An 18,056-nucleotide genomic window follows, 5' to 3' on the forward strand; every position below is an offset into this window, starting at 1 on the left:
CCCCACTCCCCCACCCCTATCCTCGCCCCAGCACAATCCCTCGCGAGGACCCAACCATGACCCCACCTCTCATCCCCGAAACCGCCCGCGCGCATGAGGCGCTCACTCCCCGCGTCACGGCCCTGCTGAAACAGGTCGAGCGCGCGGCCGCCAAGACCCCCGAGGCGCCGATCCCCGTCGCGACGCGGGATGTGGCGCAGGTGCTGTTTCGCGAGGCGCGGAAAATTCTCGGGCGCGAGGTGAAACGCTGGGCGGGGCGGGCGTTCGGCTCGCTCGGCGGGTTGAGCGTGGGGCTCGGGCAGCTGGCCGCCGGGCTCGAGGCCTTCGAGGCGGCGCATTTGGGCTATTCGCAAAAAGCCAAATGCGTGGTGTGGCACGTCGCGGGGCCGGTGCTGCCGGTGACGCGGCTCAAGCCGCCCGGGGTCGCGACCGGGCCGGGGGCGGCGGCAGACGACAAGGCCAGCGCGGCGCGTCAGCAACTGACCCGGCTGGTCATGGCGCGCTATGCCGCCGGGTATGACCAGGGTTATCGCCACGCCAAGGAGGGCCTGCCGCCCGCGGCCGAATATGCCGAGCGGGTGTGGAACAGCCTGCTGCGGCACGGCGGCGACGACAAGGCGACGCGGAAGCGCGAGTTGAAGCGGCTCTATGGCACGGCGACGCCGCCATCGCACCTGATGCCCATCGGCTCGGAGCCCGGCGAATGGCAGCGGATCCAGCGCGCCCGCTGGGAGGCCCGCAAGGCGGCGCTCAGCGCCAATGAAGCGGAGGCCGGTGCGGGTGACTAAGGGGTTGCACCGGCCTCCTATTTGAAGAGTGGAGCGCACTGCACACTCGATGTCACCCCGGCCTCCGCGCCGGGGCCCATCCCGAGGTCTTTCCACCCTCTCTGCACGTGCTGTCCCATCTCAAGCTGAATCCCGGCTCGGGGGCCGGGATGACACCGTGCAAGGCCGCAGAACACCCACTTATCCCCGCCCGCAAAACCCGGCGCATACTGGTCCCGCCTCACCGCATTGGGCGGATCGATACGAACGGTTGTGGCGGGGCGCCGGGTGGGCGGGGAGTCGTCCCCGTCCGGGCGGAAAGCGTCTCGGGACGGGCCGGTTCGCCGGTCAAGCCGCTATCGACGCGAGGGAGGATGCCTGGGGCGCCTCCCGAGGGTTGCATGCCGCTCCCCAAGAGCGGCCGGACGGGCCGGCAACGACGGGGTAATCCCGGTTGTCGCGCTCCCCAGCAGCCTCGCGATGCGGCAGGGGATGCACCCCACCTCATGCGCCATAGGCCAAAAATCCCGGTCGTGCCGGTGAGGCGAGGCTTCACCACTTTTGCGGACGACCGCACGAGGCCAAGCCTCGCCGGCACCGCCTGACCTGCCGCGTACCCCGACGGGCTTTCGCCTGCCGGGTTGGGGGTGCGTGGGGTGCACACGAAAAAGGCCGGCACCCATCGGGCACCGGCCTTTCAAAACCTCGGTGAGGCGCGGCTTACGCCGCCTTCACCACGTCGACCAGCTCGACGTCGAAGACCAGTTCATGGCCGGCGAGCGGGTGGTTGGTGTCGAGCTTGACGCTCTTGTCGTCGAAATCGACCACGGTGATCGGCATCACCTGGCCATCGGCCGTGCGGGCCTGCAGCTGGGCGCCGACCTTGAGGTCGAGCTCGGCCGGGACGCCGGAGCGGTCGATGGTCTGGATCGCCTCTTCGCGGCGCGGGCCATAGGCGGCCTCGGGCGGGATGGTGACGGTGCTCTTTTCGCCGGTCTCCATGCCTTCGAGGTGCTGGTCGAGCCCGGGGATCACCTGGCCGGCGCCGAGGGTGAACTGCAGCGGCTCGCGGCCGGCGGAGCTGTCGAACTGGGTGCCGTCGGTGAGGCGGCCGGTGTAATTGATGCGAACGGTGTCGCCAGTGCTGGCCTTGGTCATGACAGTGCCTTTCGGAATTCTCTGCATTTTGACGGCCCGCCGCGAGGCGCCGCGGTGCGTCTTCAATCAGCCGCGCGGCACATTTTGGCTCACGGGCGCGAACCCCTAATGTAGGAGCCGAAACCGCGATGTAAACCGCAGGGCCCGGATTTTCCGGGCGACGGGGCCTGCAGAAGCGCCCTAAATGCCGGGTTACGGCGCGGCGGTCATGTCGTCATTGCGGGCCGCCGGGGCGCGCTGGGCCTTGGTCCGGTCGAGCTCCTTCACCAGTTCGTCGACCGGCGGGGCATAGATGAAACCGAAGCTGACGCAGCCATCCTTGCCGTCCACCGCATGGTGCAGCCGGTGCGCCTGGTAGAGCCGCTTCAGGTAGCCCTTGCGCGGAATATACTTGAACGGCCAGCGCTGGTGCACCAGCCCGTCATGGGCGATGAAATAGAGCACGCCATAAACGGTGATCCCCACCGCCACCCACCACAGCGGCGCCCACAACAGGCTGCCGGCGGCGAACAGGCCAACGGCGAAGACGGCGAAGATCACGGCATAGAGGTCGTTCTTCTCCAGCCCCGGCTCATGCGGCTCGTGGTGGGACTTGTGCCAGCCCCAGCCCAGTTCGCCATGCATGATGTATTTATGCGTCCACCAGGCGAAGAACTCCATGAAAGCCACGGTGCCCACAACGATCACAAGCGGCACCAACACGGATAGAACGTCCATTGTCGCGATTCCTCTGGTCGGCATTTTCGTCTGCCCTGACCATAGGCTAGCGCCGAATTGCGGCGGATTCCACAGTGCGGGCACGATCTGGGGCTGTTGCGCGGCAAAACGTGACCATCCTGCCGCATACACCGAAGCCCGCGCCACAGGGGAGGCAAGGCCAGAGCGTGTCGCGCGGATTGCCCCCCGCATACGGCGCTACTTATCCCCGCAGCAGTGCGTCGGAATATGATGGCCTTGGATTGAGCGGCGAGCCGGGTGCTTTTGGTGAAAGGTCTCTTTGGGAAGTGTTCTTCGGCGCGCATCCCTGCCTTGGGAACGCGCGCCGCCGGCGTCTGGTCGAGATCAGTTCAGAGCGGCGAGCTCGAGCTGGCAGGCCTGGGCCAGGGCCCGGTTCGGCGAGTCGGCGCCCATCGGGGTCGCCCAGCCGGCCTTTTCCACGACGCCGCGGCGGGCATAGGACGTGGCTTCGTTGAATTCGGCCATCGTCGCGGCCGACCCGGGCGCGGTGGCACGGTTCAGGCAATAGGGGGTGAGGGCGTCAACGACGGCCGTCTCGGCAGTTTCGTTCGCAAGTTCGGTGGCGGAGCCGCCCGTCATCCAGCCACTGAAGCCAAATCCGAAGATGGAAATTGCAATAGCGCCAACAGCCGCGCCCATCAGGCCCGGCTTCACCCATTGAGGAATATTCATGAAATCATGTCCGATCGTGTCAGACCGACGCGCGGTAATGCGCGCAAGCACCACACGGTTAACACGAAACGGCCACAAACCCGGCACGAATACGTGCCGAGTAGGCCTATTGAGCCGAAAGGCGCTCCGGTCGGGACGCTCAGACGGGGAGTGAGGCCGCGGGCACGCATAGGCGCCCGCAGCGAAAAGCTCTGCCAGCAGGGCGGCTTAGACTTTGCCGGCGGCCTTCAGATCGGCCCACACGTCATCGTGAGGCTCGTAGCCAATCCAGCGGGCAGCTTCCTCGAGGTCCCAGGCCATGCCGGTGTTGTTCGACATGCCGTTGACCACCACGGCCGGGCCGGGCCAGGTGTCGGTGCCGGCGCGCAGCGCGGCTTCCATCAGGCGCAGATGATCGGGATCGGACAGCCACATGTTGCGGAACCACTTAAGGTTCACAGCCTGCGCTGTCCGGTCCGTCTCCCCCACATCGCCGCCACCGCCACCGGTCAGGGTCACGGCCTGGTTGGCGCCGGCCTGGCACCAGCCGATACGGGTCGCGACGGCAGTGATGCGGCCGTCGGTGGCATTGGCGCGGGCGATGCACTCGCGCTCGCCCAGCATCTTGGTCGCGCCATAGGCGCTGCCCCAGCGATAGCCGTCGGGGGTGAAATAGCGCGTGCCGCTCATCTGCGGAGTCTGCATACGCAGCTTGCCGTCGCCGGGGATCGGCGCGTCCTTGTAGCCGCCCATGGCGTGGTTCGACGAGGCAAAGACAAAGCGGCAGGGCCTGGTGCCGCCACCGGCGTTTTCGAGCAGATTGGCGGTCATGTCGAAGCTCTTGGCGCTCTCGTCCCAGGTCGAGGTTGGCGCCGGATTGGCGGAGGCGTAGTGGACAATGCCGTCGGCCGCGGCAACCGGCTCGCGCCAGCGGCTGTCGGCGGCGTCGGAAAGATCGGCGACGACCGCGGTGGTCTTGGGGCCGGTGGTGAACGGCACCACGTCGATCCCGGTGATGGCCTCGCACCAGTCGGCGGCTTCGAGGTGGGCGCGCAGCTTGCTGCCCAGATTGCCGGCCGCGCCGGTCACAATAATTCGCATGCTATGTCCTCCTGTCGCGATCGCGTATAACACCTGACCACCGCTCAGAAAACGGAGAGACGCAGATGCAGATTGGAATTGTTGGCCTCGGCCGAATGGGCGGAAATATCGCGCGACGGCTGATGCAGGCCGGGCATGATTGCGTGGTCTACGACATCGACGCGGCGGCGCGTGCGGAGCTCGAAGCCGATGGCGCGCGCCCTGCCGATACGCTCGAAAGCCTGGTCGGCGGGCTGACGGAATCGCCGCGCGCCATCTGGGTCATGCTGCCCGCCGGCAAGATCACCGAAGGGACCGTGGCGCATCTCGGTTCGTGCCTTGGCGAAGGCGACATGATCATCGATGGCGGCAACAGCTACTACAAGGATGACATCCGGCGCGCCGCCGAACTGAAGAAGTCCGGCATTCATTACCTCGACGTCGGCACCTCTGGTGGTGTGTGGGGGCTGGAGCGTGGCTATTGCCTGATGATCGGCGGCGACGCCGATGCGGTGCGCCACCTCGACCCGATCTTTGCAACGCTGGCCCCCGGTCTTGGTGAGATCGAACGCACGATCCGCAATGCGGATGCCGATCCGCGCGCCGAGCAGGGCTATATCCATGCCGGGCCGGCCGGCGCGGGCCATTACGTCAAGATGGTGCACAACGGCATCGAATACGGCATGATGCAGGCCTATGCTGAAGGCTTCCATATTCTCGAAAGCAAGAATTCGGAGACCCTGCCGCCCGACGAGCGGATGGATCTCAACGTCGCCGACATCGCCGAAGTCTGGCGGCGCGGCAGCGTCATCACCTCCTGGCTGCTCGATCTGAGCGCTTCGGCGCTGGCGCAGGATCCCGAGCTCGAAAAGTTCTCCGGCTATGTCGAGGATTCCGGCGAAGGCCGGTGGACAGTCGAAGCGGCGGTGGAACAGGCGGTGCCGGCCGAAGTGCTGACGGCGGCGCTGTACACGCGGTTCCGCTCGCGCCAGACCACCAATTTCGCCGAAAAGACGCTATCGGCGATGCGGCTCGGTTTCGGCGGTCATACCGAGAAAAAGGCTTAGGGCCGGCTCTGCGGCGGGGGTTGTGCCACGGCTGTCATGGCCGTGCACAACCGCGCCATGGCGTTGATCTCGATCTCCTGTTCCTCGGTGCGGGTGACCGCATTCACGGCGTCCCACAAGTCGCCGGAGATCACCTGCTCGAGCGCGCAGTCGCAATAGTTGATACAGATGGCGCCATCGGTGCCACCTTCGGTGCAGCTGCGCTGGCAGCTTTGCAGAAAGCTCAGCGACGGATTGGGCACGTCCGGCACCAGCGGCGGGGTGGGCTGCAGCAACAGCACCAGGTTGAGCGCGCCGATCATCAGCGGCTGGTGCAGCAGATAGATCGGCAGGCTCCACCGACCCATCCAGCGCAGGATCCGCCAGACCGGCGCCTCCATTGGCCGGCCCAGCACTTCCATCGCCGCCGGTGATGCCACGAGCAGGCGCATGGCGCCCATGCCAAGGACGAACACACCGAACCATGGAAACAGCGGCACGACGTCGCTGGTCTCGGGCGAAACCGGCCAGAAGCCGATCCAGCCCAGTTCGCGGCTGGTGAAGACTGGATCGGTGTAGGTGAAGGACACGGCGACCCAGGCGGCGCCCAGGCCCAGCAGCGCCCAATGCGGCAGCCGCAGCAGTACCAGTCCTAACAGCGAGAACAGGGCGATGGCGTGCAGCACGCCGAAGAAGACGAAATACTCCGGGAACATCCAGTAGGTCCCGGCGGTGGTCACCAGCGCACCGGCCACCAGAAAGGCCTCGCGGCGCCAGAAATTCCACCAGCGGATGTGATGGCCATGAGCCAGCACCAGCCCCATGCCGGCAAGCAGCAGGAAGCTCGAGAGGATGGATTTCTGGAATACCACCCAGCCGGTATCGCGGGTCACATCGACCGTCCAGATGCCGAAATAATAGAAATCCCAGCCGATGTGGAAGATCACCATCGCGACAATCGCTAGACCCCGCAGCACGTCGATCAATGGCAGCCGCTGGGGCCGGTGGGGAGAATCGGTCACGTCGCGGTCCCTGGGCTCGATGCGGCGCACAATAGTGGAACAGGTGCCGCACTCAAGCGTTGCCTGCGCCATGGGGCTCCCAAGAAGACCTTCAACGAAAGACCATATCCCATGCGTAAATTTCTCATCCTCGGCGTCGCTCTTGCATCCATCAGCGTCGCCGCTCCCGCTCTCGCCCAGAGTGACAATACGGCCGAGGCCACCGTCGGCGTCACCGCAGGCGGCGCGACCGGCGGCACCATCGGCTTCCTGCTCGGTGGCCCAGTCGGCGCCATCATCGGCGGCTGGGCCGGCGCAGTCATTGGCGGTGAAGCCGCCGTGTCTGCGGACTCCGTTGCCTATGCCGGCAACAACCCGGTCGATCCGATCTATCTGGATGCCGATATCGGCATTGGCTACACGGTCGGCAATGACGTGGTGATCCACCCGATCGAGGGTGACGCGCAGTACGGCTATATCTATGCGGACAACCGCGTGTGGATCGTCGACACGACCAATCGCGAGATCGTCCAGTCGCCGGGCTATGCGCTGCCGCAGTCGTCGGTGACCTATGCCCAGGACAATCGCGTCGATTCCTTCGCATGGAACGGCGATCTGACTGTCGGCGTTACGCTCGATAACGACGTCACTGTCCAGCCCATTCCCGATAGCGGTTTCAGCTATGCCTACATCAATGATCGCCCGGTGATCATCGATGGCTACAGCCGCACTGTGGTGTGGATCGGCTAACCCCCAATTAGCCTTTCCCTGCCGGTGGTCGCGCCCGATCACCGGATGGAGGGTCGTCCGGATGCCCCCATCTGGACGACCCTTTTCATTGCCGCTAGGCAGCCGCCGGCCCGGTCGGCTACCATCGCGTCCAACTCTTGGATCGGGGACCGCAGATGAGCGAAGACAATCAGGACTGGTTGCGTTTCGATTTCTACCCGACAGGCGCCGAGCTGATGCGACAGGGTGCGCGCTCGGGCAGCCTGATCGTGCTCAAGGAAGGGGAGATCGAGGTGCTGCGCGACGGCGCCTATGTCTCCAGCACCCGGCAGCCAGGCTCGATTTTCGGTGAAATGTCGGTGCTGCTCGACAAGCCGCATTCCGCCACTGTGCGGGCGGTGACCGATGTGCAGATCTTCGTCATCGACGATGCCCTCAAGGTACTGCAGTCGCATCCAAGCTGGTTGATGCAGATTGCGCGGCTCTTGGCGCAGCGCGTCAATGCCACGACAGCGCAACTGGTCGAAGCCCGTGCCGGCGATGCGCCCGAACCGGAACCGATGGTGCTGCCGAGTACGGTGTTCTCGTCCTGGTCGGACCCGCAGATATGAGCGCAGCCGGCAAGCCCCGGCTCGCCATCACCTATTGCACCCAATGCAACTGGCTGTTGCGCGCCGCCTGGATGGCCCAGGAGACATTGTCCACCTTCGGCACCGAACTGGGCGAAGTGACGCTGATCCCCGGCACCGGGGGCATATTTGAAATCACGATGGACGGACAGCTGGTCTGGGAGCGCAAGCGCGATGGCGGCTTCCCGGACGCCCGGCAGATCAAGCAACTGGTGCGCGACGTCGTCGACCCGGACCGTGACCTGGGTCATCTCGACCGGCCCGCAAAACGGGAAGCGGCGGACTGACGCCCGCCGCTTCATCATTCAGTCGACCCGTTTGATCCGGATATCATCGCGCAGCTCGTACCACATGGCGTTGAGCACGCCGAAGGCACAGGCGAGGCTGACCCCGAGGATCCACGAAAAGTACCACATCTTCGATTGCTCCTAGTAAGCGTTGGGGTTGCGGCCCAGAGTCTCGGTGGTCACCGGCCCGCGCATGACGCGGTAGACCCAGGTCGTGTAGAACAGGACGATCGGCAGGAAGACGATGGTCGCCCCAAGCATGATGAACAGCGTCATCTGGCTCGACGAGGCATCCCAAACCGTCAGGCTCGAGGCCGGATCGATTGACGAGGGCAGCAGGAAGGGAAACAGCGACAGCCCTGCTGTGGCGATGATGCCGAAGATCGCGAGGCTCGAGCCGAGGATCGCCAGCACTTTCGCCTTGGCACCGAGACCCCACCAGGCAACCAGCGAGCCGAGGACGGCAAGGATCGGCACCGCCCATGTGATCGGCCAGGTCGCGTGGTTGGCACCCCAGCCGCCGGCAACGCGGACGACCGTCTTGCCCAGCGGGTTCGAGGGACCTGCCATCTCCTGCACGCTGGCGACGCTGTAGCCGTCGAGCATGAACAGCGCGACGATACCGCCGAGCACGAAGAGCACGATGGTGGCCAGAGCCGACCAGCGCCCGTAGGTGCGGGCCCGTTCGGCGATCACCCCCTCGGTGCGGGCAGCGATCACAGTCGCCCCCTGGGTGAGCAGCATGGCGAGGCTGACAAAGCCGGCCAGCAGCGCAAACGGGGTCAGCAGGCCGAAGAAGTTACCCTCGTAGAAGGGCCGCATCGTATCATCGAGACGGAAAGGCGCACCGAGGAAGACGTTGCCGACCGCCACACCGAAGACCACCGCCGGCACGAAGCCGCCGATGAACAGCCCCCAGTCCCAGGCCGAACGCCAGCGTGGATCGTTGACCTTGCCGCGGAACTTGAAGCCCACGGGCCTGAGGATCAACGCCAGCAGGATGGCAATCATGGCGATGTAAAAGCCCGAAAAGCTCACCGCATAGAGCGCCGGCCAGGCGGCGAAAATGGCACCGCCGCCGAGGATCAGCCAGACCTGGTTACCTTCCCAGGTCGGGCCGATGAGGTTGAGCAGCACGCGCCGCTCCTCATCGTTGCGTGCCACTGCGGGCAGCAGGGCACCAACGCCCAGATCCATGCCGCCCATGATGGCGAAACCGATCAGCAGAATGCCGAGCAGGGCCCACCAGATCAGGCGCAGGACTTCGTAGTCGAGAGGGATTGCACTCATAAGGGCCTCCTATTCGGCCGGCTGGGCGACGGGTTCGGGCTCACCCGGCAGACCGACGGTCATCTTGTCCGACGGCCCTGCCTTGATGATGCGAACCATCAACCAGACCATGATGATCAACAGGATGGTGTAGACGGCGACGAAGAAGGTCAGCGAGATGATGAGATCCCACACACCCAGGCCCGAAGCCGCATAGAAGGTCGGCAGAACGCCCTCCACCACCCAGGGCTGACGGCCGTACTCGGCAACGAGCCAGCCCAGCTCCGCAGCAACCCAGGGCAGCGGCAGGGTGACGACAGCAGCCCAGAGCAGCCAGCGGCTGTTGTCGAGCTGATGACGCGAGGCCTTGAAGAACCACAGCGCGAAGAAAGCGATGTAGAACAGGCCCACCCCGACCATGATGCGGAAGCTCCAGAAGAGCGGCCAGACATCAGGCACGGTGTCGAGTGCCGCCTGGGTGATTTCCTCGCCGGTCGCGTTCTCGACATCCTCGCGATAGCGCTTGAGTAGCAGGGCGTAGCCCAGATCGGCCTTGGTTTCGTCGAAGGTCGCACGGGCCGCGGCATTGGTCCGGTCGGTCTTCAGCGTCTCCAGGGCATTGTAGGCGACGATACCGTTGGCGATGCGTGTCGCCGCATGCTCGGTGAGCTCGGTGATGCCGGGCAGGTCCCGATCCAGCGAGCGCGTGGTGATGAGCCCGAGGATGAAGGGGAACTTCACCTCAAATGTCGGCCGCCCGTCGTCGCCGGGAATGGCGAAGAGCGTCAGGCCGGCAGGTGCGGGTTCGGTTTCATACATCGCCTCCATGGCGGCGATCTTCATCTTCTGGTGCTCGGTCGCGACATAGCCCGACTCGTCACCCAGAACGACGACCGACAGCGCCGCAGCGAGGCCGAAGCTGGCGGCCACGACCATCGAGCGCTTGGCGAGTTCGGCGTGACGCCCCTGGAGCAGGAACAGCGCCGAAATGGCCAGCACGAAGACCGAGCCGGTCACGTAGCCGGCCGAGACGGTGTGAACGAACTTGGCCTGTGCCACCGGGTTGAACAGCACCGCCATGAAGTCGGTGACTTCCATGCGCATGGTGTCGGGGTTGAAGGCGGCGCCCACCGGGTTCTGCATCCAGCCATTGGCGATCAGGATCCACAGCGCCGAGAAATTGGCACCGAGGGCCGTCAGCCAGGTCACCATCAGGTGGGCGGTCGGCTTCAGGCGGTCCCACCCGAAGAAGAACAGGCCGATGAAGGTCGCTTCAAGGAAGAAGGCCATCAGGCCCTCGATGGCGAGCGGCGCCCCGAAGACGTCGCCGACATAGTGGCTGTAATAGCTCCAGTTCATGCCGAACTGGAATTCCATCACGATACCGGTGGCGACACCCATGGCGAAATTGATGCCAAAGAGCACGCCCCAGAACAGGGTGGCCTGACGCCAGACGCGCCGGCCGGTCATCACGTAGACGCTTTCCATGATGGCCATCACGAAGGAGAGGCCAAGGGTCAGCGGGATGAATATGAAATGATACATCGCGGTGGCTGCAAATTGCATCCGCGACAGATCCACGACGAATTGATCAATCAAGGTGGTCGAGCCTCCGACAGGGCGCCGGACGGGTTCCGGCATTCCGCTTCCGGTTAGGCGCATCACTGCAGACCAACGTTGATCTGAATCAAGACCGGCGCGCTTTGGGCGGATTAGGTCTGCCGCATGCGTAGAGAAACTCACACCACCGCTGTCCCGCCAGATGATGCGAAGGCTGTCAGCCAGGCCCTGCGCCAGGTTACCCGGCTAGGGGGCTGGCACGGGCGGCTGGCCATCGCGTTGCCACTGCTCGCCAGCGCGATGCTGTTGCTGCAGGCCTGGGTGCTGGCCGACATCCTCGATCGCGCGATCGTGGCGCATGAAGCTCTGACCAGCCTGCTGCCGGCAGTCGCCGTGCTGATGGGCCTGATCGCAGTTCGCATCGGGCTGATCTCGGCCGGAGAGATATTTTCGGTCGGTGCGGGCGAGGCCGCCAAGCGGCGGTTGCGCGGCGGTCTGGCCCGCAACCTGATTGCGCACCGGCCCACGTGGACCGCCGCGCGGTCGTCAGGTGGCCTTGCCGGGCTTGGGGTCGAGCAGATCGAGGCGCTGGACGGCTATCTGGTGCGCTATGTGCCGGCCATGGCACAGGCGGCCATTGTGCCGCTCGCCTTTGCGCTGGTGATCCTGCCCATCGACTGGATGGTCGGGCTGATCTTCCTTATCAGTGCGCCGCTGATCCCACTGTTCATGGCGCTGGTCGGCTGGGGCGCGGAAGCTGCGAGCCGGGCGCAGGCCGAGGCCCTGTCGCGGCTCGGCGGTCGCTTCGCCGACCGGCTGCGCGGCATGGTGACCCTCAAACTGTTCGGGCGTGCCGATGCCGAAGTCGAGAGCATCCGCAGTGCCAGCGAGGAGCTGCGCGGCCGCACCATGAAAGTGATGCGCATCGCCTTTCTCAGCTCGGCCGTGCTCGAGTTCTTCGCCGCCATTGGCGTCGCCGGGGTGGCGCTTTATGTCGGGCTGACCTTCCTTGATCTCGTCAGCCTGCGCGGCACCGAACTGACGCTCGCGGCGGGTCTCTTCTGCCTGCTGATGGCCCCGGAAGTCTATCAACCACTGCGCTTGATGGCGGCGCATTATCACGATCGCGGCGCAGCCCGGGCCGCCCTCGCCGAGCTCACCGCTGCGTGCGAAACCCTGCCGCTCGACGCTACGGCAACAGCAGAGGCCGAGCCGATGCGGAGTGGCGATGCGGTGCCATTGGGCGTGGCGTTGGCCGCCGTGCATGTCGCAACGCCCACTGGCCGTCCGGTCATCACCGGAGCCAATCTGAAACTCGTGCCCGGGGAGCGGATGGCCCTCATCGGCCCCAGCGGCTGCGGCAAGTCCACTCTCATCGAGGCGATCGCCCGGCTGCGCGACATCACCGGCACGATCCTGGTTGGCGACAGCCCGCTCGAGAGCTGGACCGAGGCGGCGCTGCGCAATGAGATCGGGATGATCAGCCAGCGCCCGCATGTCTTTGCCGGGACAATTGCAGACAATATCCGCCTGGGCCGGTCCGATGCCTGCGACACGGCGGTGCAACTGGCAGCGCACCGGGCCGCCGTCACCAATTTCGCCAATGGCCTGCCCGATGGTCTCGATACGGCAATCGGCGAAAACGGGCTCGGCCTCTCCGGCGGCGAGGTGCAGCGCATTGCCCTTGCACGCCTCTACCTGCGGGAGCCGGGGCTGATCCTGCTCGATGAGCCAACGGCGCATCTCGATGCCGCGACCGAGCAACTGGTGCTTGATGGCCTGCTCGATTTCGCCCGCGGCCGCAGCCTGATCATCGCCACACATTCGCCGGCCGTGGCCGCCCGCATGGACCGGGTCTACCGCGTCGCCGGCGGCACATTGCATCCGGCACTGGTGCCACAGATGCAGCGCCAGCAGATCGACCGAGGTGCCGCATGAAAGCCATCCTGAGTTTCGCACCGCTGTTCAGCCGCGTTCGAGGGGCGCTTGCGATCGCACTGATCCTCTCGCTCACTACGCTCGCCATGGGCATCGCGCTGCTTGGCGTATCGGGCTGGTTCCTGACGGCTGCAGCGCTGACCACGGCCGGCGCGGCGTTCAATCTGTTCGGGCCCTCGGCAGCGGTACGTGGCCTGTCCTTTGCGCGCATCCTGTCGCGCTATGGTGAAAAACTCACCGGCCACGACACGACACTGCGCCTGCTTTCGGACCTGCGGCGCTGGCTGTTCGCGAAGCTGTTTCCGATCGTGCCCTCGAAGGACCTGTCGCGGGCCGACCTGGTCAGCCGGCTGGTCGGCGATGTCGATGCGCTCGATACGGTGTTCCTGATGGCGCTTGGGCCGATCGCCACGGCGCTGCTGACCGTACTTGCCATGAGCATCGGGCTCGGGGTGCTGCTGCCGGGCGCCGCCCTGCCCTATGCGGCGGCCAGCCTGATTGCCATCGTCGGCGTTCCACTGACACTGATCGCCTTGTCGCGTCAGGCCGGCAACGAGGCCGTCTCCGCCGCATCGGCGCTGCGCCAGGCGTTGCTCGACGGCCTCGACGGCCATCAGGATCTGGTGCTGCTCGGCGCCACGTCGCGCACGATCAACGCGGCTGACGCCGCAGCCGATCGCCTTGCCAAGGCAAAGACCCGGCTCGGGCTGCTCGGCGCCCTCGCCGGCGGTGCCACCCAGTTTTTTGCCGGCGTCGCCATGGTCAGCGTCCTCGTGGCCGGGCTTAGCGCATTGCCCAGTGGCGCCATCGACGGCCCGCTACTGGCTGGTCTGGTGCTGGCGGTGGTCGCCAGCTTCGAAGCTTCGGCCATGCTGGTGCGCTCGACGACCCGGCTGACCAGCGCCGCGGCGGCGGCAGAGCGGATCGAGGCGATCCTTGCCGCCCCATCGCAGCTGATCGAGGCGGCGGAGCCGGTGGCGGCCGGCGACACTGCCGATGTGACGTTCGACAACGTCCTGTATGGCTATAGCGCCGACCGTCCGGTGCTTGACGCGCTCAGCTTTGCCGTGCCGGCCGGGACGTGCGTGGCGCTGGTCGGGCCCAGCGGCGCCGGCAAATCGACGATTGCCCAATTGCTCGTCCGACTGGCCGATCCGCAGCAGGGCGAAATCCGCATCGGCGGCGTGCCGATCCAGAACATGCGCCTCGACACTCTGCGCGAGCAGGTCACGCTGATGACGCAGGATGCGCCGGTGTTCAACGACAGCGTGCGCGCCAATCTCAGGATCGGCAATCCGGATGCCGATGACGCAGCGCTGCACGCCGTGCTGCGCCGTGTCGGCCTCGACGAGGTGATCGCGGCCTTGCCGCAAGGCCTGAATACCATCCTCGGTGAAGCCGGACGCACCCTGTCGGCCGGTCAGGCCCGACGCCTCTGCCTGGCACGAGCCCTGCTGTCGCCGGCCCGGGTGCTGGTGCTGGACGAACCGACCGCGGGGCTCGACCCAGAGGCCGAAGCCGCCTTCCTCACCGACCTGCGCGATATCGCCGCCGGTCGCACGGTGGTGCTCATCACCCATACCACCCTGCCCGCCAACAGCATGGACCGCACCCTCACCCTGCGCGCCGGCCGACTCAGCGAGGCAATCGCCTGAAGCAGTAATCGTCACCTCAAGCACCCCGCGCAAATATTCGCGACGCGCGTACGCATTAGACTGCAGGCGTGCATACAACGACCTTAGTCGCGTTGCATTTTGCTGCGTTCATCGATAGCCAGCAAGACAACGACGTTTAGGTCAAGGTTGACGATGGCTGGCAATAAGGGACCCGGAAGATCGGGACGGCCCACGATGATGGACGTGGCAGCGATGGCAGGCGTCTCGCAGGCCACGGTGTCGCTGGTGCTCAATGGCAGCCCCGGCGTGAAGCTGGCGCAATCGACCCGGGACCGGGTGTTCGCCTCGGCGGCCGACCTCGGATACCAGTTCGTGCCGCGCCGCGCCCGGCGCAGCCAGATCACGCGGTCGACGATCATCTTCGTTGCTGACGAGGTTTCCACCGACCCCTGGATCCCGCTCGCCTTCGAGGGCGCGTCGGACCGGGCGCTGGATTTCGGTGTCACGACGGCCTTGCTGGTCAGCCATGGTGATGACGAAGTCGAGGCTCTGCTGGCACCACTGCTCGATCAGCAGGCGGTACTCGGCTATATCTATGGTACCGCGCTGACGCGACTGGTCGAACCGGCGCCCTCGCTGAAACAGAAGCAGTCGGTGCTGATCAACTGCTATGATCAGGACGGGGCTCTGCCGGGATTAGTCCCCTCGGATGTCGCAGGCGGACGCCTGGCCACCGAAAGACTGCTCGAAGCCGGCCGCTGCCGTATCGGGCTGATCAACGGCCAGCAGGGCGTCGACAATTCCCGCAATCGGCTGCGCGGCTACAAGCAGGCGCTCGCGGCAGCCGACGTAAGCTTCGACGCCGCGCTGGTGCGCTACGGCAACTGGGAGCCCTCGTCAGGCTACGAGATGACGCACCAGCTGATGCAATTGCCGAACCCGCCGGACGCCATCTTCTGCGCCAACGACATGATGGCGATGGGCTGCATCGACGCCCTGCGCGAGCGTGGCAGCTCGGTACCCGATGATGTCGCGGTGATCGGCTACGACGACCGCGAGATTGCGCAGTTCACGCATCCACCGCTGACCACGCTGATCCTGCCGTTCTACGATATGGGTCAGCTGGCGGCCGACATGCTGCTCGGCGAGGCCCCGATTCCGGAGCTGGGCAGTCCTCCCACCCAGGTCGACTGCGCGCTGGTCGAGCGTGGGTCCGTGCGCGCGCAGGCGCCGGTGTCCGCGACCCGGTGAGCATCCGCGTTGGTCAGCGCATGGCGCCAATGGCACGCGCCTGATGCCTGCTCTACGGCGTCGGCGCGTCGGACCGCAGCAGGCCTTCTGATTTCAGCTCGGCCCAGAGATCTTTAGGAATTTCGTACCGCATCGTCTCGACGTTCTGGCGCACGTGATCGGGGTGGAGGCCACCCGGAATCACCGAGGTGACGATCGGGTGATGCAGGGTGAACTGCAGCGCCGCGGCTGCAAGCGGCACGCCATGACGTTCGCAGATCGCCTGCATGCGGCCCACGCGCTCAAGCTGCGCGTCGGTCGCGATGGCATAGTTGTAGCGCGCGCCGGGCCGCGGACCGGTCGCCAGGATGCCCGAGGCAAAGACACCGCCAATGATGACGCCCACGCCGCGGTCCTCGCACATCGGAAACTCGGTATCGAGCACCGGCTGTTCGGCCAGGGTGTAGGGCAGTGCCACGAGGAAGAAGTCGAGGTCGAACTGCGCCAGATAGCGCGGGATGGTCCCCATCTGGTTGACGCCGGCACCAACGGCCTTGATCAGCCCGGCCGCCTTCAGCTCGGCCAGCGCCTTCATCCCGCCACCGGCCAGCTCGGCCATGTGGTGGTCGATCAACTCCTCGGACCCCAGGTTATTCAGGTCGAGATCGTGGATCACCAGGATGTCGACGCGCGGCATGCCGAGGCGGAGGAGACTGTCCTCATAGGCCCGCATGATGCCGTCATAGGTATAGTCGTGGCGATGTTCGAAGCGCAGCCCGTTCTCCCAGGCGCGCGCGCTGCGTTCGAAAGCGGCGACGTCGGACGGGGCACTGAACAGGCGCCCGACCTTGGTCGACAGGATCACCTCATCGCGCGGGCGCGAGTAGAGGTTGCGCCCCATGCGCTGCTCGCTGAGCCCGCGACCATACCAGGGCGAGGTATCGTAGAAACGGATTCCTTCGTCCCAGGCGGCGGCCATCATGGCGTCGACCTGCGGCTCCGGCACCACCTCAAAGATATTGCCGAGCGCCGCACCGCCGAGCCCGAGGCGCGGCAGTTCGAGATCGGTGCGGCCGAGCCGGCGGCGGGCGAAGGGGTCCATCTCAGGCTCCGAAGGGCACGGGCTCGGGCACCAGCTTTTCCATCACCTCGTCGATCTCGGCACGGGTGATCGGATCGAGCGGAATGCTGGGGCTGCGCACGGTCGGCGTGCGGATGATCCCCATGCGGAACAGCAACTGCTTGTGGACGTGGAAGAACAGGTCGGCGTTCTGGTTGCTCAAACGGTTGATGCCGGTGAACGCCTCGTCGAATACGGCGCGGGCACCGGCGATATCGCCGTCATTCATCTTGTTCCAGACAGCGAGGAACTCTGTGGGCTGGCTGCAGAACGGCATGGTGCCACGCGCGCCGCGCCGAAGCTCCTCGATGAAATAGCCACCGCCGGCGCCGCCGAAGACGACCAGACGGTCGCCCACCGCCGCCGCCATGTCCGCGACCTTCTGGGTCAGCGGCAGGGTCTCGACCTTGATGTGGGTGACGGTCGGGCATTCATCGGCGATGCGCAGGGCCAGCGCCGGCGAAATGGGGGCCTGCGGGATGTCCTGCAGGATCAACGGTACGGAGACGGCTGCAGAAATCGCCTTGTAGTAGTCGACGATTTCCTGCGCACCGACGGCAAAGAAGCTCGGCGGCATGATCATCAGCGCGTCGGCGCCGGCATCGACCGCCAGCCGCGCATAGTGGACGGCAATGTCGGTACCGGTCGCGCCGGTGTTGATGATGACCGGTACGCGGCCATTCACCAGACGCACCACGGCGTTGGTCATCTGCCGACGTTCGGCTTCGGTGAGCTTGAAGACTTCACTGCCGATCGCGACGCCCAGCCCCTGGATGCCGGCAGCGATATTGTACTCGATCAGTCGGGCGAGGCTCTCCTCGTCAATCCGCCCGTCATCGAAAAAGGGCGTCACGAGAATGGGGACGATGCCCTCGATCCTGGCGGTGGTCATCGGCAGCACTTCCTGTTCATTCGGGTTTCGGATGTTCGAAATGGAACATCTCCTCGACCGGGTACTGAACCGGCGAGAAATCCGTGTTGGTTTCCATGTAGGGAGCCATCATTTCCCACCATTGCCAGGTGAGATCGGATGGCCGTGCGTCTGGGTCGGGCGCGCTGTCGCGCTCCATATAGGCAAACAGGTCGAGCCCGTTGCGATAGATCGAAAAGCTGCGGACACCATCGCGCTTCATGCCCTCGAGCATTTCGGGCCAGATTTCGTCGTGCTTGTGTTTGTAGATCGCCTCGTTGCCGGGCTTCAGTTTCATCATCCAGGCGATGCGGACCATTGGCTCCT

The 18,056-nt window shown here is 65.6% G+C and carries 19 protein-coding genes; 8 read left to right on the plus strand and 11 right to left on the minus strand.

All coding sequences use genetic code 11. From position 1 onward, the window contains the following. The first annotated feature begins 56 nt into the window (after positions 1-56). Complete coding sequence (locus ACN0TK_RS03135) at positions 57-788, plus strand: hypothetical protein (RefSeq protein WP_417307981.1); 732 nt, start codon at positions 57-59, stop codon at positions 786-788. Positions 789-1,487: 699 nt separating this feature from the next. Here ACN0TK_RS03135 and ACN0TK_RS03140 read toward each other — a convergent pair. The 4 genes from ACN0TK_RS03140 to ACN0TK_RS03155 all read right to left on the minus strand — a co-directional run bounded on the left by ACN0TK_RS03140 (position 1,488) and on the right by ACN0TK_RS03155 (position 4,415). After that, positions 1,488-1,925, minus strand: a complete 438-nt coding sequence (locus tag ACN0TK_RS03140) for an FKBP-type peptidyl-prolyl cis-trans isomerase (protein WP_417307982.1) — start codon at positions 1,923-1,925, stop codon at positions 1,488-1,490. 192 nt (positions 1,926-2,117) lie between these two features. Next, positions 2,118-2,642 (minus strand): sterol desaturase family protein, encoded by a 525-nt coding sequence (locus tag ACN0TK_RS03145; protein ID WP_417307983.1) that lies wholly within the window; start codon positions 2,640-2,642, stop codon positions 2,118-2,120. A gap of 345 nt (positions 2,643-2,987) precedes the next feature. Further along, positions 2,988-3,335 carry a hypothetical protein gene (locus ACN0TK_RS03150; protein WP_417307984.1) on the minus strand — a complete coding sequence of 116 codons (348 nt, stop codon included), beginning with the start codon at positions 3,333-3,335 and terminating at the stop codon, positions 2,988-2,990. A gap of 207 nt (positions 3,336-3,542) precedes the next feature. Further along, positions 3,543-4,415 (minus strand): NAD-dependent epimerase/dehydratase family protein, encoded by an 873-nt coding sequence (locus ACN0TK_RS03155; RefSeq protein ID WP_417307985.1) that lies wholly within the window; start codon positions 4,413-4,415, stop codon positions 3,543-3,545. A 65-nt stretch (positions 4,416-4,480) separates the two neighbouring features. Here ACN0TK_RS03155 and gnd point away from each other — a divergent pair, with 65 nt between their 5' ends. Continuing rightward, complete coding sequence (gnd, locus tag ACN0TK_RS03160) at positions 4,481-5,461, plus strand: phosphogluconate dehydrogenase (NAD(+)-dependent, decarboxylating) (protein ID WP_417307986.1); 981 nt, start codon at positions 4,481-4,483, stop codon at positions 5,459-5,461. On the opposite strand, the gene ACN0TK_RS03165 is transcribed toward gnd, so the two are convergent. Then, a complete protein-coding gene (locus ACN0TK_RS03165; RefSeq protein ID WP_417307987.1) occupies positions 5,458-6,462 on the minus strand; it encodes a DUF1624 domain-containing protein in 1,005 nt (334 codons plus the stop codon). The two genes, gnd and ACN0TK_RS03165, sit on opposite strands and share 4 nt — an antisense overlap. Positions 6,463-6,573: 111 nt before the next feature. Here ACN0TK_RS03165 and ACN0TK_RS03170 point away from each other — a divergent pair, with 111 nt between their 5' ends. The 3 genes from ACN0TK_RS03170 (at position 6,574) to ACN0TK_RS03180 (ending at position 8,086) form a co-directional block, all read left to right on the plus strand. Continuing rightward, the gene (locus tag ACN0TK_RS03170; protein ID WP_417307988.1) at positions 6,574-7,191 is read left to right on the plus strand and encodes a DUF1236 domain-containing protein; all 618 of its coding nucleotides are present in this window, start codon (positions 6,574-6,576) and stop codon (positions 7,189-7,191) included. A gap of 155 nt (positions 7,192-7,346) precedes the next feature. Beyond that, positions 7,347-7,781: a Crp/Fnr family transcriptional regulator gene (locus ACN0TK_RS03175; protein ID WP_417307989.1), complete on the plus strand. Its 435-nt coding sequence runs from the start codon at positions 7,347-7,349 to the stop codon at positions 7,779-7,781. Continuing rightward, positions 7,778-8,086 (plus strand): SelT/SelW/SelH family protein, encoded by a 309-nt coding sequence (locus ACN0TK_RS03180; RefSeq protein WP_417307990.1) that lies wholly within the window; start codon positions 7,778-7,780, stop codon positions 8,084-8,086. Before ACN0TK_RS03175 ends, ACN0TK_RS03180 begins: the two co-directional genes overlap by 4 nt. 18 nt (positions 8,087-8,104) lie before the next feature. Here the strand turns inward: ACN0TK_RS03180 and cydX are convergent, their stop codons facing one another. The 3 genes from cydX to ACN0TK_RS03195 are packed head-to-tail and all read right to left on the minus strand — an operon-like array spanning position 8,105 to position 10,921. After that, entirely contained in the window at positions 8,105-8,215 is a 111-nt protein-coding gene (gene cydX, locus ACN0TK_RS03185) for a cytochrome bd-I oxidase subunit CydX (protein WP_417307991.1), read from the minus strand. A 12-nt stretch (positions 8,216-8,227) separates the two neighbouring features. Further along, positions 8,228-9,376, minus strand: coding sequence for a cytochrome d ubiquinol oxidase subunit II (gene cydB, locus ACN0TK_RS03190; protein WP_417307992.1), 1,149 nt, complete (start codon positions 9,374-9,376; stop codon positions 8,228-8,230). Positions 9,377-9,385: 9 nt separating this feature from the next. Continuing rightward, on the minus strand, positions 9,386-10,921 hold the full coding sequence (locus ACN0TK_RS03195) for a cytochrome ubiquinol oxidase subunit I (protein ID WP_417307993.1): 1,536 nt from the start codon (positions 10,919-10,921) through the stop codon (positions 9,386-9,388). A gap of 159 nt (positions 10,922-11,080) precedes the next feature. Here ACN0TK_RS03195 and cydD point away from each other — a divergent pair, with 159 nt between their 5' ends. The 3 genes from cydD (at position 11,081) to ACN0TK_RS03210 (ending at position 15,720) form a co-directional block, all read left to right on the plus strand. Next, positions 11,081-12,853, plus strand: coding sequence for a thiol reductant ABC exporter subunit CydD (gene cydD / locus ACN0TK_RS03200; RefSeq protein ID WP_417307994.1), 1,773 nt, complete (start codon positions 11,081-11,083; stop codon positions 12,851-12,853). Beyond that, positions 12,850-14,508 (plus strand): thiol reductant ABC exporter subunit CydC, encoded by a 1,659-nt coding sequence (gene cydC / locus ACN0TK_RS03205; RefSeq protein ID WP_417307995.1) that lies wholly within the window; start codon positions 12,850-12,852, stop codon positions 14,506-14,508. Before cydD ends, cydC begins: the two co-directional genes overlap by 4 nt. Positions 14,509-14,703: 195 nt before the next feature. Then, positions 14,704-15,720: a LacI family DNA-binding transcriptional regulator gene (locus tag ACN0TK_RS03210; protein WP_417307996.1), complete on the plus strand. Its 1,017-nt coding sequence runs from the start codon at positions 14,704-14,706 to the stop codon at positions 15,718-15,720. Positions 15,721-15,772: 52 nt separating this feature from the next. Here the strand turns inward: ACN0TK_RS03210 and ACN0TK_RS03215 are convergent, their stop codons facing one another. The 3 genes from ACN0TK_RS03215 to ACN0TK_RS03225 are packed head-to-tail and all read right to left on the minus strand — an operon-like array spanning position 15,773 to position 18,048. Then, positions 15,773-16,801, minus strand: a complete 1,029-nt coding sequence (locus tag ACN0TK_RS03215; protein WP_417307997.1) for an aldo/keto reductase — start codon at positions 16,799-16,801, stop codon at positions 15,773-15,775. A gap of 1 nt (position 16,802) precedes the next feature. Then, positions 16,803-17,711, minus strand: coding sequence for a dihydrodipicolinate synthase family protein (locus ACN0TK_RS03220; protein WP_417307998.1), 909 nt, complete (start codon positions 17,709-17,711; stop codon positions 16,803-16,805). 16 nt (positions 17,712-17,727) lie between these two features. After that, the gene (locus tag ACN0TK_RS03225) at positions 17,728-18,048 is read right to left on the minus strand and encodes an L-rhamnose mutarotase (protein WP_417307999.1); all 321 of its coding nucleotides are present in this window, start codon (positions 18,046-18,048) and stop codon (positions 17,728-17,730) included. Positions 18,049-18,056: the final 8 nt, after the last annotated feature.

Origin of the sequence: Devosia sp., assembly GCF_048261455.1 — a bacterium.
GTDB lineage: Bacteria > Pseudomonadota > Alphaproteobacteria > Rhizobiales > Devosiaceae > Devosia_A.

Bases quoted from the DNA above. Each gene is read 5' to 3' on its own strand.
- ACN0TK_RS03135 (WP_417307981.1), top strand. From the start codon at position 57: ATGACCCCACCTCTCATCCCCGAAACCGCCCGCGCGCATGAGGCGCTC.
- ACN0TK_RS03140 (WP_417307982.1), bottom strand. From the start codon at position 1,925: ATGACCAAGGCCAGCACTGGCGACACCGTTCGCATCAATTACACCGGC.
- ACN0TK_RS03145 (WP_417307983.1), bottom strand. From the start codon at position 2,642: ATGGACGTTCTATCCGTGTTGGTGCCGCTTGTGATCGTTGTGGGCACC.
- ACN0TK_RS03150 (WP_417307984.1), bottom strand. From the start codon at position 3,335: ATGAATATTCCTCAATGGGTGAAGCCGGGCCTGATGGGCGCGGCTGTT.
- ACN0TK_RS03155 (WP_417307985.1), bottom strand. From the start codon at position 4,415: ATGCGAATTATTGTGACCGGCGCGGCCGGCAATCTGGGCAGCAAGCTG.
- gnd (WP_417307986.1), top strand. From the start codon at position 4,481: ATGCAGATTGGAATTGTTGGCCTCGGCCGAATGGGCGGAAATATCGCG.
- ACN0TK_RS03170 (WP_417307988.1), top strand. From the start codon at position 6,574: ATGCGTAAATTTCTCATCCTCGGCGTCGCTCTTGCATCCATCAGCGTC.
- ACN0TK_RS03175 (WP_417307989.1), top strand. From the start codon at position 7,347: ATGAGCGAAGACAATCAGGACTGGTTGCGTTTCGATTTCTACCCGACA.
- ACN0TK_RS03180 (WP_417307990.1), top strand. From the start codon at position 7,778: ATGAGCGCAGCCGGCAAGCCCCGGCTCGCCATCACCTATTGCACCCAA.
- cydX (WP_417307991.1), bottom strand. From the start codon at position 8,215: ATGTGGTACTTTTCGTGGATCCTCGGGGTCAGCCTCGCCTGTGCCTTC.
- cydB (WP_417307992.1), bottom strand. From the start codon at position 9,376: ATGAGTGCAATCCCTCTCGACTACGAAGTCCTGCGCCTGATCTGGTGG.
- ACN0TK_RS03195 (WP_417307993.1), bottom strand. From the start codon at position 10,921: ATGCAATTTGCAGCCACCGCGATGTATCATTTCATATTCATCCCGCTG.
- cydD (WP_417307994.1), top strand. From the start codon at position 11,081: ATGCGTAGAGAAACTCACACCACCGCTGTCCCGCCAGATGATGCGAAG.
- cydC (WP_417307995.1), top strand. From the start codon at position 12,850: ATGAAAGCCATCCTGAGTTTCGCACCGCTGTTCAGCCGCGTTCGAGGG.
- ACN0TK_RS03210 (WP_417307996.1), top strand. From the start codon at position 14,704: ATGATGGACGTGGCAGCGATGGCAGGCGTCTCGCAGGCCACGGTGTCG.
- ACN0TK_RS03215 (WP_417307997.1), bottom strand. From the start codon at position 16,801: ATGGACCCCTTCGCCCGCCGCCGGCTCGGCCGCACCGATCTCGAACTG.
- ACN0TK_RS03220 (WP_417307998.1), bottom strand. From the start codon at position 17,711: ATGACCACCGCCAGGATCGAGGGCATCGTCCCCATTCTCGTGACGCCC.
- ACN0TK_RS03225 (WP_417307999.1), bottom strand. From the start codon at position 18,048: ATGGTCCGCATCGCCTGGATGATGAAACTGAAGCCCGGCAACGAGGCG.